Source organism: Brucella gallinifaecis, assembly GCF_006476605.1.
Classification (GTDB): Bacteria; Pseudomonadota; Alphaproteobacteria; order Rhizobiales; family Rhizobiaceae; genus Brucella; species Brucella gallinifaecis.
On record NZ_ML636805.1, the window covers coordinates 30,038 to 44,610 of the forward strand.

The following is a 14,573-nucleotide window of genomic DNA, read 5'->3' on the forward strand; positions in this document are numbered from 1 at the left end:
AAAATACAATGATAAGATCTGTCGTACGAGGAATAGGTTCTGCTCTCCCCCAGCGGATCATGAAGAATTCCGATTTTGAAGGTGTGATAGAAACCTCAGACGAATGGATTGTCCAGCGCACAGGTATTCGTCAACGTCACATAGCAGGTGATGGTGAGACAACCGTGTCGCTCGGTGCTGCGGCTGCACGTGCTGCATTGGAAAATGCCGGGATTGAAGCATCCGATATTGATCTGGTGCTGGTGGCAACCTCGACGCCTAATCATACATTTCCGGCAAGCGCTGTCGAAATTCAGCATGAACTGGGTATTACGACAGGCTTCGCTTTCGATTTGCAGGCCGTTTGTAGTGGTTTTATCTATGCCATAACCACGGCTGATCTTTATATTCGCGGCGGTCTCGCCAAGCGGGTTCTGGTCATTGGCTCAGAAACTTTTTCTCGTATTCTTGACTGGAATGATCGCACGACCTGCGTGTTGTTTGGTGATGGTGCGGGTGCAATCGTGCTGGAAGAAGCAGAAGGCAAGGGGCTGACGTCAGATCGCGGCATTCTGGCAGCTAATCTTCGCTCTGACGGCAATCATAAAGAGAAGCTTTTTGTCGATGGTGGTCCATCTACAACACAGACTGTTGGTCATTTGCGCATGGAAGGCCGTGAAGTCTTCAAGCACGCTGTTGGTATGATTACCGATGTGATCGAGGCTTCATTTACCGAAACGGGCCTGACTGCTGAGGATATTGACTGGTTCGTACCCCATCAGGCCAATAAGCGTATTATTGATGCTTCCGCTAAAAAGCTCAATATTGCCGAGGAAAAAGTTGTTATTACCGTCGATCGCCACGGAAATACCTCCGCAGCTTCTGTTCCGCTGGCTCTTGCGACTGCTGTTGCAGATGGCCGGATCAAGAAGGGCGACCTCGTTCTTCTGGAGGCTATGGGGGGCGGATTTACCTGGGGTGCAGTTTTGTTGCGCTGGTAATTCGAAAAATGATAGGCCGTGAGGAAACTCGCGGCTTGACCGAAGCGCAATTATCTGTGTAACCTCCTGTCACTTAAGGATATTATCTGTTCAAACACTAACCAGGCAGGTTCGGTTATGGGAGGTAAGACGGTCACACGTGCTGATCTGGCAGAGGCAGTTTATCGAAAGGTAGGCTTGTCCCGGACAGAGTCGGCGGCTTTGGTCGAAATGATTCTCGACGAAGTTTGTGATGCTATCGTGAATGGTGAAACAGTAAAACTGTCATCTTTTGCGACGTTTCAGGTTCGTGACAAGAACGAGCGTATTGGGCGCAATCCGAAGACCGGTGAGGAAGTTCCAATTCTCCCCCGCCGTGTCATGACGTTCAAAGCATCAAACGTACTCAAACAGCGTATTTTGCAAGAGCATCAGAAGCGTGGTGCGAAAGGCGCTAAATAGCTGTTTTTCTTAATAAAAAGATTCTCTATGTTCTGATCTGATTGCCTTTATATCTGACAGTTTTGTGTTTTTTATATCCAGTGGTTATAGCATCCTGAAAATGTACTTCTTCCTGTTGTATTTGAAGGGGTGCTTATAAAGTTCTGATATTATATAATCATCGCTAATAGCGAGTCGCTTTGCTAATATAAGAAACCGAAAAGTTGGGGCTTTTCGTTCAATTTTTTTATGTTAAACGGCGTTCGATTATTATGATATTATGGCTGGTACGCAATGATGTACCCATGGCCATTTGAACTATCTGGGCTGGCAGGGTTCGCCTCTTGGCAGAGCCAAACCACTGGAAAGGGCAAAATATGGATAAAAGCCCTGATGCATTCAGGACTATAAGTGAAGTTGCAGAAAGTCTTGATCTTCCGCAACATGTTCTGCGTTTCTGGGAAACGCGTTTCACTCAGATAAAACCTATGAAGCGTGGTGGTGGACGCCGTTACTATCGTCCGCTTGATGTTGAGTTGCTCAAGGGCATTCGTCATCTGCTTTATGATCAGGGCTATACTATCAAGGGCGTGCAGCGCCTGCTGCGCGAAAACAACGCGCAATTTATTATCGCTCTTGGTAATGGCGACGTGCAGGCGATTGAAGCAATTACCCGCCAGAAACAGGCTGCAAGTGAAAAGCAGGCATTGGAAAATGCGGCTGATCATGAAATGACGCTGCCTAACGGGATCAAGGCTCCGCAATCCGCCCGTAAATTATTTGGTCTGCTTAAAGGCGAGGAGGACGGCCCGATTGGTGCTGATGGCAAACGTCCATCCAAAGACAATCGGGGCCTGTTGCAGGAGGCGCTATTCGATCTTCTTGAATGCAAGCGACTTCTGGATCAGGTTCGCTGATATCGTATAAACAAGGGAGGCAAATGCCTCCCTTTATCTTTGCTTATGTCGAGGATAGTTTCAGGCCGACGATACCTGCAAGGATGAGCGCCGCACTCAGGATGCGGAAAAAGGTAGCTGCTTCTCCCAGAATGAGTATCCCGACAACAAATGCGCCAAGTGCGCCAATGCCGGTCCAGATAGCATAAGCTGTGCCGAGTGGCAGGCTGCGCATGGCAATAGAGAGCAAAGCGAAACTACCGATCATCATTACTATAGTGATCAGAGTAGGTGTCAGAAGCGAAAATCCCTCTGACTTTTTCATGTAATAGGCCCATATGATTTCAAGGACACCTGCGATTGCAAGATAAACCCATGCCATTTTGTGCTCCTCAGGGTATGGGGCCGTCCCCTATGTGAACACAGGCGCGGGTCGTCCCACGCAATCCTCAAATAAACAATTTTTTTACAATCTGCAAGTCTGGAGCGAAACGAACGTCTTTAATCAAAGTCTTGCTCCAAAGTGATACGAACTTCAAATCCACCATACTAGCTTGCTTGCCCGTACTATCCTCATCATGGGCAATGAAACTGCGCGACAATGAACGCAAGAAGGGCGGTGATTATGGGGCGAAGAAAAGATTGCTCTCAGAGACAAACAGATCATCAAGGATATTCTGTAGTTCATCTTCTGGCATGGCTGTGATGATTAAAGCATCTTGGATCCATCCATATGCGTAAGCCCGCACAATATAACCGCACACCACCTTGCGGTTAATTCTCATATAGCCATCACGGAAACATCGATCACGCCGGATTGGTAAATTCAGGGTGACTGATTTAATTTGCTGACCATCAACCAATGATTGCAATATGATTGCAGGCTGTTCAATCAAGCCAGTCCTCCTACAAATCCGCTTAGCTCTTTCAATCGTTCCATTGCCATACGCATTTTACCGTTGCAGCCACGTGCTTTGCATCGTGCCTTCGCCTCGACCTCATCCAGATATTGCTGTGATCGATCCACTGACTGGCAGATTAACTGCTTATCTATATAGGTAAGGCGCCCGCATTTTTTACAGATCATCTCCAATCTTTGATCGTCACCAAGATCACCAACCTTGATCTTGGTTTTCCAGTTGCCCATCACCAGAAATCCTCTGCCGATGGAATACGGACATAGCTGATCTTTCCACCAATATGACCGCCTGCTGGCGGCTTCCATTCTCCCATACTGACAATCGTGCCTGCATATTTGGTATTGATGGTATCGACGGCGTTATTTGCCTTCTCCCATTTCTGCCGCAGCTCATCGTCATTATCGAGCAGATCAACCTGCCTTTCACCGGCTGGTGACAGATCATACAGGGTGACGCTAACCCGAAAGATCGTCACGCCTCCTGGATGATCGAGCTTTACGCGATCCCAGAGTATCCGAAGAGTTGCAAGAATGGCCTGATCGTCATTGACGACTGGCAGATGATGTTTGCCAAACCATGAGCCATCGCGCACAGACAACCAAAGCCACAAGCCTGATGCATAGTAATTCTCACGGCGTAAACGGCGTGCGGCCTTGGTGAGTAACAGCCGGGATATTTCATAGGCACCGTCTATTGAACGTGCTTCAGGTGGCAGCACGCGTCCATGGCCGAACATGCCGCGCTGTTGAACCGGTGCCTGAATGTCATAACCATGCAAAGCGTACCAAAGACGCTCACCATTGACGCTCTTCCATATCTTTCGCATGTGTTTGGGCTGAATTGCGTAAAGCTGCGTGGTTGTGAATATGCCATTGCGGTAGAGACGCTTGGCCATACCTTTGCCTATGCCGGGTATATCTTCCAACTCAATACGCAATAGTGGGTCTGGCATGACTGACGGCCACCAGATTGCGAGACCATTGCCATATTGGCCGTTTCGTTTGTTTTCATCTTTTCCCGCCTTGCATGCGATCTTTGCAAGCTGACGGTTGGCGGCAAAGCCGATTGAGCTGGTGATGTATGGGCCTATATTCTCAGCAATGACAGATTTGATCTTTGCTGCCAGCAATTCAGGATCTCGCTTGCCGCTGTCATCCAGCACGCATGTCAGTTCATCAATGCTCTTGGCCGTATCAATTGCGATGACTGTTTCGATTTCGCAGAGCAGGGCGTTGTGCGCACGCCGGTAAAGGTCTGGCTTCTGCGGGACGAGCACAAGATCAGGACAGACCCGTAATGCGTCCTTGATCGACATCACATTCTTGACGCCCATTGCTTTTGCCTCTTTCGAGCAAGCGATCACGGCGGTTCGATTGGTGCCGGCAAAAGGGACAACGCCGATTGGCCGGCCGCGCAGACGTTTGTCGCACTGTTGCTCGACCGACGCGAAGAAGCCGTCAAAGTCGAGATACAGCCGTTCAATCGTCTCAGGCAGGCGCATTTCTAACTCCAGAATATAGAGCGCACGAAACTTGTCCCGAGTGCATAGACACTAAGGAACATATTCCGTTTGATAGATAATGTTCTTATTATGTTCTCATTCAGAAAAAGAGTCAACTAACATCTAGAGGTTGTGGAAACCAGAGAAGGGGATCTTTGAGCAGCTTTTCAGTTTATGCTTGAGAGCGATCAGTTCTTTTCTCACAATCTCGGGGGCATTCGTCTTGCCTGCAATGCAGTTCATCGCCACTTTTTACACAAAAGCGTAGAAAAATCGCATGAATGTCTTGTAAAATCACTAGATACGGAACAATCTTCACATAGTTTCAGAATGGATAATTGCATCCAGAATAGATTACAGGGCTTGCGAGCCGCTTTTTATATATCTTATACCTTTATTTTAGCTGCCTGTTTATTGCGGTTTTACTGATTGCAGAAACAGCTAACCTTAAACTCCTCTATTGCAGGGGAGTTTCTATGAGACGAGTTGATTTGATATTATCTTCGTTTGTAGTTCTGTTGAGTTGCGTATCGGCGCACTCCGCAGATCAGGAAAGTCATGTTGTGATCAGTTGCAAATTCATTCCTCTCAATAAAAACGGATTAGATAATTACCTTTCAAAGCGTCCAGGTTGGGAAGCTTTTGGCGAAATTAAATTATTCAAGAAGCCGTCATATCTGGCTCCATCGCTTCAATTGGAAAGATTGGATTGCTCCGGGGCTGCTGATGATAAGCTGCCGGTAATACCCATTCTTAAGATTACCCATCAGATACAAAAGTCAGAAAAGTAGCTGACTGAAATTGAGGCCGGTCCTCAACGGAAGGCGAGGCGCACAAGTCTGAAAGATGATCTTGCGTGCAGCGAACTGGGCCAGAGGGACCGGCCTCGCATAATATGATACGCATTGCCTTGAAACATTAATGAAAAGAGATATCTATACCATCTGACTCTGGAGATGGTCCAATGAAACTAAAATTTTGGGGTATTATATCTGCATTAGCAGGTCTGGCTATTTTGACTGCATGTAAGACCAGTCAACCAGAATTGGCATTGCACCCAGTCACTGGATTTGACGCTGAGCGCTATTTAGGAAAATGGTATGAGCTTGCTCGTGTTGAAAACCGCTTTGAAAAAGGTATGAGTAAAGTCACTGCAGAATATGCTCTTAATGGTGATGGTACAATTAAGGTTATTAATGCAGGTTACGATCCCGCGAAGGGACGTTTTAGAAGCGCTACGGGTAAAGCGAAGTTTGCTAATGGCCCAGATGTGGGCGCGTTGAGAGTTTCATTTTTTGGTCCTTTTTACGGTAGCTACAACATTGTTGCACTTGATCGGAATTATCAATGGTCAATCGTGGCTGGTGATAATCCGAAGAAGTACTTCTGGGTTCTTTCTCGCCAGCCCAAGCTTTCAAATCAACTGAAAAACGAAGCTCTTTCAGTTGCGCGGAAGCTTGGCATTGATACAAAATCTCTTCTTTGGGTGCAGCATTGATCAACGGAATATGCGAGACGCGGTGAATGCCTGGGTCTGCCACATCTGCACATTGTGCATGAGCGGATTTTCAATCAGAACGCGGCGCTGAAAGCAGAAGCGCAGGGGATCATCGGTAGCTTGGTTGATTGCGATGCGCTGATGCTAGATGCAGTCACCCGCTAGCCAGTCGGGTTCGTGTCCGACCGTTCTGACCATATTGCGGAAGCCCGAAAAATGGTTTCAATTCACGTCCTTAGCCCAACGGTAGGGCAACGCACTTTGAATGCGGGTGTCTTGGTTCGATCCCAATAGGGCGATCCAGTTTAACCGCCTGAAGGAACTGGGCAGGTTAAATCACCTTCAGCGCAATTCAGATAGTTCATGAATTGTTTGTTACGGTCCTCAGTTAATTGCGCTCTGCATGAGGCAAGCATCATTGGGTGTATGCTCCCGCCTACCGTGGCGGATGAGGAAAAGTTACATTCAGCGTCCCTGAATTTAACCCATGCACGTTGTGAAGTAACAAGTAAACGCTTAGCCTCATCATCGTCCGCGAGGCGTTTTTCGATTTCTTTGTAGTTTGTGTTTAGTTGTTTATCGGCTTTAGACAATTCATCATTAGCGCACTTTGTCATGGTTGTCTGGTCTTGCGCATCTTCGCATTCAGTGGATGATGCAAAGGCTGTGCTTGAGAACAATATTGTTGTTAAAGCAACTGCTGCAAATCTTAACATGAGCTCTCCGATAAATGGTCTGTTAATACTATCCAAAATGATAGCTCAGAATTGTTGATGCGCATTAGAAATCTATTGAATAGGTTAACATCTAAAAGTTGTCTACGATCACATGCTTGATGTGCAGGAAATAGAAGCAGATACAAGTCTGATAGTCTGTGACCACATAGACCCATGCCACGGCGATGAGCGAGCATTCTGGTCAGGACCATTCCAGCCCCCTGCAAGCCATGCCATGACCGAGACAGGCAGTGGATAGAACGCGCCTTTCTAAACAGCCGGAACATATAAAGGTTTGCATGATCTATATAGCAGCGTCTGCATCATCCGGCTTGGGTTCAGTGGCAGAGGAAGACGGTGTTTTGATGTCGTCTTTCCTATGAGAAAACAGGGCGAGTGTTATCAGTGCGAATACCATGATGATGATCGCGACGTCGAAAGCATTAAGAGCACAGGCTATTCCTATTGCACCAGTCGCCCAAAGGCTCGCAGCCGTGGCGGTTCCTTTAACAGACGAACTTAGGCGTAGAATAGCCCCACCACCAATAAAGCCCATGCCCGTGATGACGCCTTCGACGATACGAGCCAGTGCTTCTGGATTGTCTACGGTCAAGCCCTCTGTGGCCTTAATGAAACCACAACTGGCAACAGCAACCAGAGGAAAAGTTCTCAGACCTGCGCTACGCTCTTCGATCTCACGATGCCAGCCGATAGGTAGAGCCAAGATATAGGCTGCTGCCATGGTAATAATGTGCGGCCAAACATTGAAATTGTCAGCACTTAAGGCTTCTTGAAGGGCCGATAGAAACTGGTCCATTGTACTGCTCCTACTATTGAATCAGGGATAACGTACACCTTCGCGAGGCTATCAGATCAACCTATTTGTCGTATCCAATTTCTTGCATAACTGTGTTCATATTCTGCTTGGTTAAGCAGACGCCGCTCCTCATATCGTCTTCTTTGTTCCCTTATTGTTTTTTACGGACGGAAAGAGTCAATTCACAAGATTGGTTTGAGAACATAAAAAGAAGTACCATGGCGTTTTGGGTTCTGACATTCGCCACGAGATGCATCTGTGTTCAGTTTGTTCTTTTTTCCTATTTTAAGGGCTTGCAGTTTAACCCTTTATATCTTAGGGCTTTTTCATGGTCCGGAGCGTAGCGCAGCCCGGTAGCGCACTTGACTGGGGGTCAAGGGGTCGTGGGTTCGAATCCCGCCGCTCCGACCATTAAATCAATGACTTAAATCTAATAAATCCCTGCTCTCAGAGCGTGCTTTATGATGATGATTGTCATGTGCGTGGTGTAAACAGGATAATGCAGGTCCCGGTGAAGGCGATTATTGCTCCGATTATATCCCACCGGTCAGGGCGCATGCCTTCAGCCGCCCATATCCAGACGATTGATGCAATAATGTAAATCCCGCCATATGCGGCATAAGCGCGACCCGCAGCAGAGCTTTCAATTAGTGTAAGTAGATAAGCAAAGAGGGCAAGGCATAGAATGCCTGGTAATAACCATAGTGGTGACTTATCGAGCTTGAGCCATGCCCAGAACGAAAAACATCCGGCAATCTCAAATATAGCGGCAGTAGTGTAAATTAGGAACTGCACTGTGAATTTCCGTAAATTTGTTCAGCCTATGATAATGCTGCATAAGTTTGTTGTATATTTCAGTTCTGTAAAATCTGAAAATACTGAATATTTCGCACTATGAGCGAACCTCTCAATAGGCATTTTCTGTATTTAATAATCGGATTGGTGTGAGAAACAGAATTTTCAAATCAAACCAGAGCGACCAGTTCTCAATATAGTAGAGATCATATTCTGTACGCATCCTAAGCTTGTCATTATTATCGATTTCGCCACGCCAGCCATTGATCTGTGCCCAGCCGGTAACACCCGGTTTGACGCGGTGGCGGGCAAAATAGCCATCAACGACTTCGTTAAAAAGCACATTATGCGTGTGTGCCGTTACAGCATGTGGACGTGGCCCGACGAGAGACAATGATCCGGTTAGAGAGTTGAAGAATTGTGGCAGCTCATCAATTGATGTCTTACGTATAAATTGCCCGACCCGTGTGACACGTGGATCATTTTTTGTCACAGGATTGCGTGCTGTTGGATCGCTGTGCTCGGTATACATCGAACGAAATTTCCAGACATTGATGATTTCGTTGTTAAAGCCATGACGTTTTTGTTTAAAAATCACCGGCCCTTTGCTGTCGAGCTTGATAGCAATTGCTGTTGCGAGCATGACAGGGGAGAGCGCAATAATGCCAAGCAGGCTGAAGACGATATCGAAAATGCGTTTTGCGACTGAATCCCAGTCATTGATCGGCTTGTCAAAAATATCGAGCATCGGCACTGTGCCGATATATGAATAGGCGCGTGGACGGAAACGAAGGTGGCTGTTGACTGCCGACAGGCGGATATCGACCGGCAAAACCCAGAGCTTGTTAAGGATTGTCAAAATACGTTCTTCAGCACTGATCGGTAATGAAACGATCAACATATCGATGCGGGCAATTCGTGCAAACTCTATCAACTCCTGGATATTTCCGAGTTTGGGATAGCCTGCCACGATAGGCGGAGAACGCTTGTCGTCGCGATCATCGAATATGCCGCAAATTCGTATGTCATTATCCACTTGCTGTTCAAGCAGGCGGATCAGGGCCTCAGCATTAGGACCGCCGCCGACGATTACCGCACGGCGCTCCAGAATGCCATTGCGTGCCCATCGGCGAATTTTCCAGGAAATAAACAGCCGTGTAGTGATGAGAATGATCAGGCTGCTCAGGGTCCATATTAAAAACCAGACACGCGAAAAATCCGATGAAACCTTGAATAGAAAACCGGTAATGGCAATAGCGCCTAGCACGGAAATCCAGCTGATAATGACACGCTTAAGGTGGCGGCTTGGGCTGCGCAGGATATTGATCTGATAGCCGTTGTTGATTTCCATCAGCAGCACAAACAGACCGGCGCCAACAATCATAGTCAGGAAATAATAGAATAAATGAGGGCTTTGAAAATTTACATAATACGCAAAACTCAAGACGCCAGTAACAAATATGATGCCAAATTCAATCAGGCGTATGACACCGCTCAGCATGGTTGGTGAGAGATTGTCACTTGCATATTGCGCAGCCATCTGGCGCGCCATTGAGTTTAACGCAACACTCTCTTTGGGATTAGAAATATCCGCAGTTCCTGAATGGTTGGCCTCTGGCTCGACTGGAGAAGGCGTCTCGTTGTTCCGCACGGTTTACCCCTAATAATCTAAGTATCAGATTATCTATAAAGGCAAATCCTAAGGAAATACTGATTAAAAAATGCTGGTGGCGAAGAGGCTGTCAGGAATGTGTCTTACGGTAAATCAATTCTATAGATTGCGCTGTTGCTTAAAGTGAGAACAGCAAATGCAGGCAGGTATTGTTTATCGAGTGGCAGGCGTCTTTAAAACAGCCGCTCTCGCACGTAAATCGTATCTCCTGGCAGAATAGGATCGGAAATGACAACACGGCCAGTAATGACTTTGTCATTAATTGTCCGGGTAACATCGACATTTTCCTGATTGGCGCGCGGGCTAAAGCCACCAGCCGCAGCGATTGCCTTTTGAATGGTCATACCGGGCACATAGGCGTATTGGCCTGCACCACCCACTTCACCCATTATGAAAATCGGGCGATAGCGGTCAACCTCTACACTCACATCAGGATCACGCAGGTAATCACCGCGGAGCTTGGATGCGATTGTCGCTTCAAGCTGTTTGACGGTTCTGCCGCTTGCCGGAATACTGCCAACCAGCGGAAATGCGATATATCCTGATTGATCAACAGAGTAATTATTGGTGAGGCCTGCTTGCTCAAACACTGTAATACGTACACGATCACCAGCATTAAGCAGATAGGGTTCATTAAGGGCCGCGTGAAATGCATCCGGGGCAGGGCGATAGCTGGAACATGCACAAAGGGTCATGGCCGCAAGGCCAAGCACAATAAACGCTACATTGCTTTTGCGCTTTTTATGAAATTTCTGCATTGTCATATTCGCCTCGGTTTCTTCCGAAAAGCTTTGCTGTATTTGCAGGTTCGGATGGCAATATCCACGCCCTGACAATAGCGTTATCTATTGATTAAGGTTAATGGCTGGTAAAAGAATGCCGGTTCCGATGAAAAACTTTCTTTCCAGTTATGATTTGAGCTCTATGCACGGCTTGACACTCGGGTTATGCGAGAGTGAAAGCGATTGATATACGGATGATTGAAGCGGCAACTGATATGAATTTTAAGGATAGATTGAAAAAAGATTCGGTATCGGGAGATCGGCCGATGGAACGTTGGACATCCCCCTTTATGTCAGATGCGTTTGAAAGCTCTCAGGAGAATAGTTCAAGCGATGTCGATAATCCCGTCGATAATCCCAATGGCGTGAAAACTGTTGCCGATCATCTTGTGTTATCGAGGATGAAGCGCGTGGTTGCGGTTTCTCCTGAAGGTGATGATGCTTCTGTCTACACTGTCCGATTGGTTAGGGAGCTTGCTGATCGTGGAAAGCGTGTTCTTTTTATAGATATGACTGCGCATGGTATATTGGGACAAGCGATGCTTGAAAGCAATGATCATGCCGGCATTACAGAGCTTCTTGCAGGAGAGCGGCGCTTCAACGACGCAATCCATGCGGATCATTTTTCACGGGCACATATTATGCCGCTTGGAAAAGTTAATCCTGAAAGGGCAATGCGTTCAGCCGGCCGGTTGCCTTTCATTCTTGAAGCGCTGGAAACTATATATGATTTTGTGGTGCTGGAGTGCGGTCCGTCTACATCCAGCCAGATACATTGCATTGTGGATGCTCTAACAGCAATCATCATCAATATTATCGAACCCGATGATGAAAGTGTGGCAGCAGCTGCACTTGATATGGATCAAAGTGGTTATGAGGACGTCATTATTCTGATGGACGCGCAGTAAGGCTGGCGATTTGATTGTTGTACTCGCTCTGCTTCATTCAGATCGAAATGCGCTCTAATGACGTTTCTTGCGTGGGGGCTGTGCCATCCACCAGATAATGGCCATAGCAGGCAGAACCCAGAGAAGTCCGGTCAGGAAGAAGTAGAGCAGGTGCACCCAGGCTGGTGATTCTGCCAATTGCGCCACAGCGATTATTGTTGCGAAAACTGCATAGATAATCACAAGCGCTACAAGCAGAAATGTGCCTATGAGTTTTTTCAGCCGAACGGGCATGTCTTTCCCCTGCTTCCATTTAACTCATTGGCTCTAACGCGTGAGCGAACACAAGGGAAGCGAAAACGCGTCGGCTTGTCGCATGAAGTCGCGTGAAGTCGCGTGAACTTGTCTTGTAACCGTTTCGGCTATGCGGCATGTATCCCTTTATACAATATTGAAGGATTAAATGGCATGGTGGCAGTTTCTGTTCGACAGGAAGGGCAGGGCGCAGCGAGATCTGCAACTGATGATCGCAATCGTCGATTGATCCGTTATTGGCTCTATGCTGTTTTTGTCGTTCTGATTGCGATTGTCATGGTTGGTGGTGCTACCCGAATGACTGGCTCTGGCTTGTCAATAACCGAATGGAAGCCGATCCACGGCGTTATTCCGCCGCTCAACCATGCGCAATGGATGGAAGAGTTCGATAAATATCGTCAGATTCCACAATATCAGCAGATTAACAAAGGCATGTCGCTGGAAGCTTTCCAGACTATTTTCTGGTGGGAATGGGCGCACCGTATGCTTGCCCGTTTCGTTGGTTTTCTGGTTGCTATCCCGCTTGCCTTCTTCTGGCTGACAGGCCGTCTCACCACCGCACTTAAATATCGGATGCTCGGACTGCTGGCACTGGGTGCGTTTCAGGGGGCTATTGGCTGGTGGATGGTGGCGTCTGGCCTGAGCGAACGCACAAGCGTGAGCCAGTATCGGCTTGCGATCCATTTGACCACAGCATGCATTATCATAACGGCTGTGCTCTATATTGCGCGGGGGCTTGCAAAATACACGGAACGCCCGGCAGAACGTTCAATCCAGCATTTTGCCGGATGGCTGGTCTTTGCTGTGCTTGTGCAGATTTATCTTGGCGGTCTCGTTGCAGGTCTCCATGCGGGATTAACCTATAATACCTGGCCGTTGATGGACGGAGCAATCATTCCATCTGATTTGTTTATTCAGTCACCCTGGTGGATCAATCTGTTTGAGAATCCGAAGACTGTGCAATTCGTGCATCGCATGTTTGCCTATACAGTCGTCGTTCTCGCGCTTTTGCATCTGGTTCAGGTGTGGAAACATGCGCCGGGGACCACACATGCACGACGCACAATCGTCTTGCTGGGGCTGATACTGGTGCAGGCTGCCATCGGGATTGTAACGCTATTGCTGAGCGTGCCGCTTGATCTTGGCCTTACACATCAGTTTGTTGCCCTCATTGTGCTGGCCTTTGCTGTGGCACACTGGCGTGCAATCAAGGGTGCGTATCAGGAATAAAAAAAGCCCGGTTTCAAGCCGGGCTTTTCATTTCAGAATAAAATTATTTGCCAAGCATCAGGTTCATATTCTGAACCGCGGCACCCGATGCGCCTTTGCCAAGATTATCCAGCAATGCGACGAGGTTGACCTGATTGTCACCTTCAGTACCCAATACGAACAGTTTCATACCGTCCTTGCCGGCAAGTTCTTCTGCATCAATACGCGCCAGTTTGCTGCTTTCTTCAAGCGAAACAACCTCGACTATATTTTGATCAGCATAATGGGCACTCAGAACAGTGTGAATATCTTTGAGCGATGGCGTATTTTCAAGCTCGTTCACAAACAGAGGAACCTGCACGATCATGCCCTGCGGGAAGCGACCTACGCTTGGGCTGAAAATCGGGCGACGTTCAAGGCGGCCATGCAATTGCAGTTCCGGCACATGTTTGTGACGTAGAGACAAACCATAAAGAAAATTGTTGGATACCAGATACTCGGGATGGTTCCTGTCTTCGATCTGCGCAATCATCTGCTTGCCGCCGCCGGTATAACCGGACACCGCATTAACGCTGACAGGGTAATCTGCGGCCAGCAGACCAGCGTCGCGCAATGGACGAACCAAAGCGATGGCTCCGGTAGGATAGCAGCCGGGATTGGCAACCAGCCGCGCTTGCGTGATCCGCTCACGTTGACCTTTGGCAAGTTCTGCAAAGCCATATGCCCAGTCTGCATGTACACGATGAGCGGTCGATGTGTCGATGATCCGTGTTGTATCGTGACCTTCAAGCAGAGCTACTGCTTCTTTTGAAGCATCATCAGGCAGGCACAGAATCGCAATATCTGCGGCACGCAGATAGTCGGCGCGCAAATCCTTGTTGCGGCGCTCGGCTTCTGGAATAGAAATCACTTCAAGATCGTCGCGTTCAGCAAGGCGGCTGCGGATTTGCAGGCCTGTGGTGCCGTGTTCGCCATCGATGAAGATTTTCGGTTTCATGCGCTTTGCCCTTGGATTTCAGATAGCTGCGTCAATTTTCGGAATCAGTTTTTCAGCTTTGTTTGTTGATGTTTACTGTTAGAGCACATCCTGAAAAGTGAGAACCGGTTTTCAGAACAAGATGTGCGTGAAAACAAATAGATAGAGCATTTCTAATGATTTAACTAA

At 47.6% G+C, this 14,573-nt stretch carries 17 protein-coding genes and 2 tRNA genes; 8 read left to right on the forward strand and 11 right to left on the reverse strand.

The features are described 5' to 3' along the window. The first annotated feature begins 8 nt into the window (after positions 1-8). From FHY56_RS10165 to FHY56_RS10175, 3 genes are all read left to right on the forward strand, one after another. Positions 9-980, forward strand: a complete 972-nt coding sequence (locus FHY56_RS10165; RefSeq protein WP_140905063.1) for a beta-ketoacyl-ACP synthase III — start codon at positions 9-11, stop codon at positions 978-980. A 117-nt stretch (positions 981-1,097) separates the two neighbouring features. Further along, positions 1,098-1,421: an integration host factor subunit alpha gene (locus FHY56_RS10170; protein WP_140905064.1), complete on the forward strand. Its 324-nt coding sequence runs from the start codon at positions 1,098-1,100 to the stop codon at positions 1,419-1,421. Positions 1,422-1,777: 356 nt separating this feature from the next. Further along, complete coding sequence (locus FHY56_RS10175) at positions 1,778-2,317, forward strand: MerR family transcriptional regulator (protein WP_140905065.1); 540 nt, start codon at positions 1,778-1,780, stop codon at positions 2,315-2,317. 43 nt (positions 2,318-2,360) lie between these two features. Here FHY56_RS10175 and sugE read toward each other — a convergent pair whose 3' ends face one another. The 4 genes from sugE to FHY56_RS10195 all read right to left on the reverse strand — a co-directional run bounded on the left by sugE (position 2,361) and on the right by FHY56_RS10195 (position 4,717). Beyond that, complete coding sequence (sugE, locus tag FHY56_RS10180) at positions 2,361-2,678, reverse strand: quaternary ammonium compound efflux SMR transporter SugE (protein WP_140905066.1); 318 nt, start codon at positions 2,676-2,678, stop codon at positions 2,361-2,363. Positions 2,679-2,919: 241 nt separating this feature from the next. Then, the gene (locus tag FHY56_RS10185; RefSeq protein WP_140905067.1) at positions 2,920-3,192 is read right to left on the reverse strand and encodes a hypothetical protein; all 273 of its coding nucleotides are present in this window, start codon (positions 3,190-3,192) and stop codon (positions 2,920-2,922) included. Continuing rightward, positions 3,189-3,443, reverse strand: a complete 255-nt coding sequence (locus FHY56_RS10190) for a hypothetical protein (protein WP_140905068.1) — start codon at positions 3,441-3,443, stop codon at positions 3,189-3,191. The genes FHY56_RS10185 and FHY56_RS10190 overlap by 4 nt, the downstream gene beginning before the upstream one ends. Continuing rightward, positions 3,443-4,717, reverse strand: a complete 1,275-nt coding sequence (locus tag FHY56_RS10195; protein ID WP_140905069.1) for a Y-family DNA polymerase — start codon at positions 4,715-4,717, stop codon at positions 3,443-3,445. Before FHY56_RS10195 ends, FHY56_RS10190 begins: the two co-directional genes overlap by 1 nt. A gap of 964 nt (positions 4,718-5,681) precedes the next feature. Between FHY56_RS10195 and FHY56_RS10200 the strand changes: the two genes are divergently transcribed. Both FHY56_RS10200 and FHY56_RS10205 read left to right on the forward strand, forming a co-directional pair. Continuing rightward, positions 5,682-6,215 (forward strand): lipocalin family protein, encoded by a 534-nt coding sequence (locus FHY56_RS10200; protein WP_140905070.1) that lies wholly within the window; start codon positions 5,682-5,684, stop codon positions 6,213-6,215. A 229-nt stretch (positions 6,216-6,444) separates the two neighbouring features. After that, positions 6,445-6,518, forward strand: a tRNA-Gln gene (locus FHY56_RS10205). A 2-nt stretch (positions 6,519-6,520) separates the two neighbouring features. Here FHY56_RS10205 and FHY56_RS10210 read toward each other — a convergent pair. Both FHY56_RS10210 and FHY56_RS10220 read right to left on the reverse strand, forming a co-directional pair. Next, a complete protein-coding gene (locus tag FHY56_RS10210; RefSeq protein WP_140905071.1) occupies positions 6,521-6,931 on the reverse strand; it encodes a lysozyme inhibitor LprI family protein in 411 nt (136 codons plus the stop codon). Positions 6,932-7,235: 304 nt separating this feature from the next. Next, positions 7,236-7,748 carry an MgtC/SapB family protein gene (locus FHY56_RS10220; protein ID WP_140905072.1) on the reverse strand — a complete coding sequence of 171 codons (513 nt, stop codon included), beginning with the start codon at positions 7,746-7,748 and terminating at the stop codon, positions 7,236-7,238. A gap of 334 nt (positions 7,749-8,082) precedes the next feature. Here FHY56_RS10220 and FHY56_RS10225 point away from each other — a divergent pair. Next, positions 8,083-8,159: transfer RNA gene (locus FHY56_RS10225), tRNA-Pro, on the forward strand. A 63-nt stretch (positions 8,160-8,222) separates the two neighbouring features. Here FHY56_RS10225 and FHY56_RS10230 read toward each other — a convergent pair. From FHY56_RS10230 to FHY56_RS10240, 3 genes are all read right to left on the reverse strand, one after another. After that, on the reverse strand, positions 8,223-8,543 hold the full coding sequence (locus tag FHY56_RS10230) for a YnfA family protein (protein ID WP_140905073.1): 321 nt from the start codon (positions 8,541-8,543) through the stop codon (positions 8,223-8,225). Positions 8,544-8,655: 112 nt separating this feature from the next. Continuing rightward, complete coding sequence (locus FHY56_RS10235) at positions 8,656-10,131, reverse strand: undecaprenyl-phosphate glucose phosphotransferase (RefSeq protein WP_235889477.1); 1,476 nt, start codon at positions 10,129-10,131, stop codon at positions 8,656-8,658. Positions 10,132-10,388: 257 nt separating this feature from the next. Continuing rightward, positions 10,389-10,973: a polysaccharide biosynthesis/export family protein gene (locus tag FHY56_RS10240; RefSeq protein ID WP_140905074.1), complete on the reverse strand. Its 585-nt coding sequence runs from the start codon at positions 10,971-10,973 to the stop codon at positions 10,389-10,391. Between the two features lie 425 nt (positions 10,974-11,398). On the opposite strand from FHY56_RS10240, the gene FHY56_RS10245 reads away from it, so the two are divergent. After that, positions 11,399-11,905 carry a tyrosine-protein kinase family protein gene (locus FHY56_RS10245; RefSeq protein WP_158447756.1) on the forward strand — a complete coding sequence of 169 codons (507 nt, stop codon included), beginning with the start codon at positions 11,399-11,401 and terminating at the stop codon, positions 11,903-11,905. A 54-nt stretch (positions 11,906-11,959) separates the two neighbouring features. Here FHY56_RS10245 and FHY56_RS10250 read toward each other — a convergent pair whose 3' ends face one another. Further along, positions 11,960-12,178, reverse strand: coding sequence for a DUF2842 domain-containing protein (locus FHY56_RS10250; protein WP_140905076.1), 219 nt, complete (start codon positions 12,176-12,178; stop codon positions 11,960-11,962). A 174-nt stretch (positions 12,179-12,352) separates the two neighbouring features. Here FHY56_RS10250 and FHY56_RS10255 point away from each other — a divergent pair, with 174 nt between their 5' ends. Continuing rightward, on the forward strand, positions 12,353-13,429 hold the full coding sequence (locus tag FHY56_RS10255) for a COX15/CtaA family protein (RefSeq protein ID WP_140905077.1): 1,077 nt from the start codon (positions 12,353-12,355) through the stop codon (positions 13,427-13,429). Positions 13,430-13,472: 43 nt separating this feature from the next. Here FHY56_RS10255 and argC read toward each other — a convergent pair whose 3' ends face one another. Beyond that, positions 13,473-14,405, reverse strand: a complete 933-nt coding sequence (argC, locus tag FHY56_RS10260) for an N-acetyl-gamma-glutamyl-phosphate reductase (protein WP_140905078.1) — start codon at positions 14,403-14,405, stop codon at positions 13,473-13,475. Positions 14,406-14,573 lie beyond the last annotated feature (168 nt).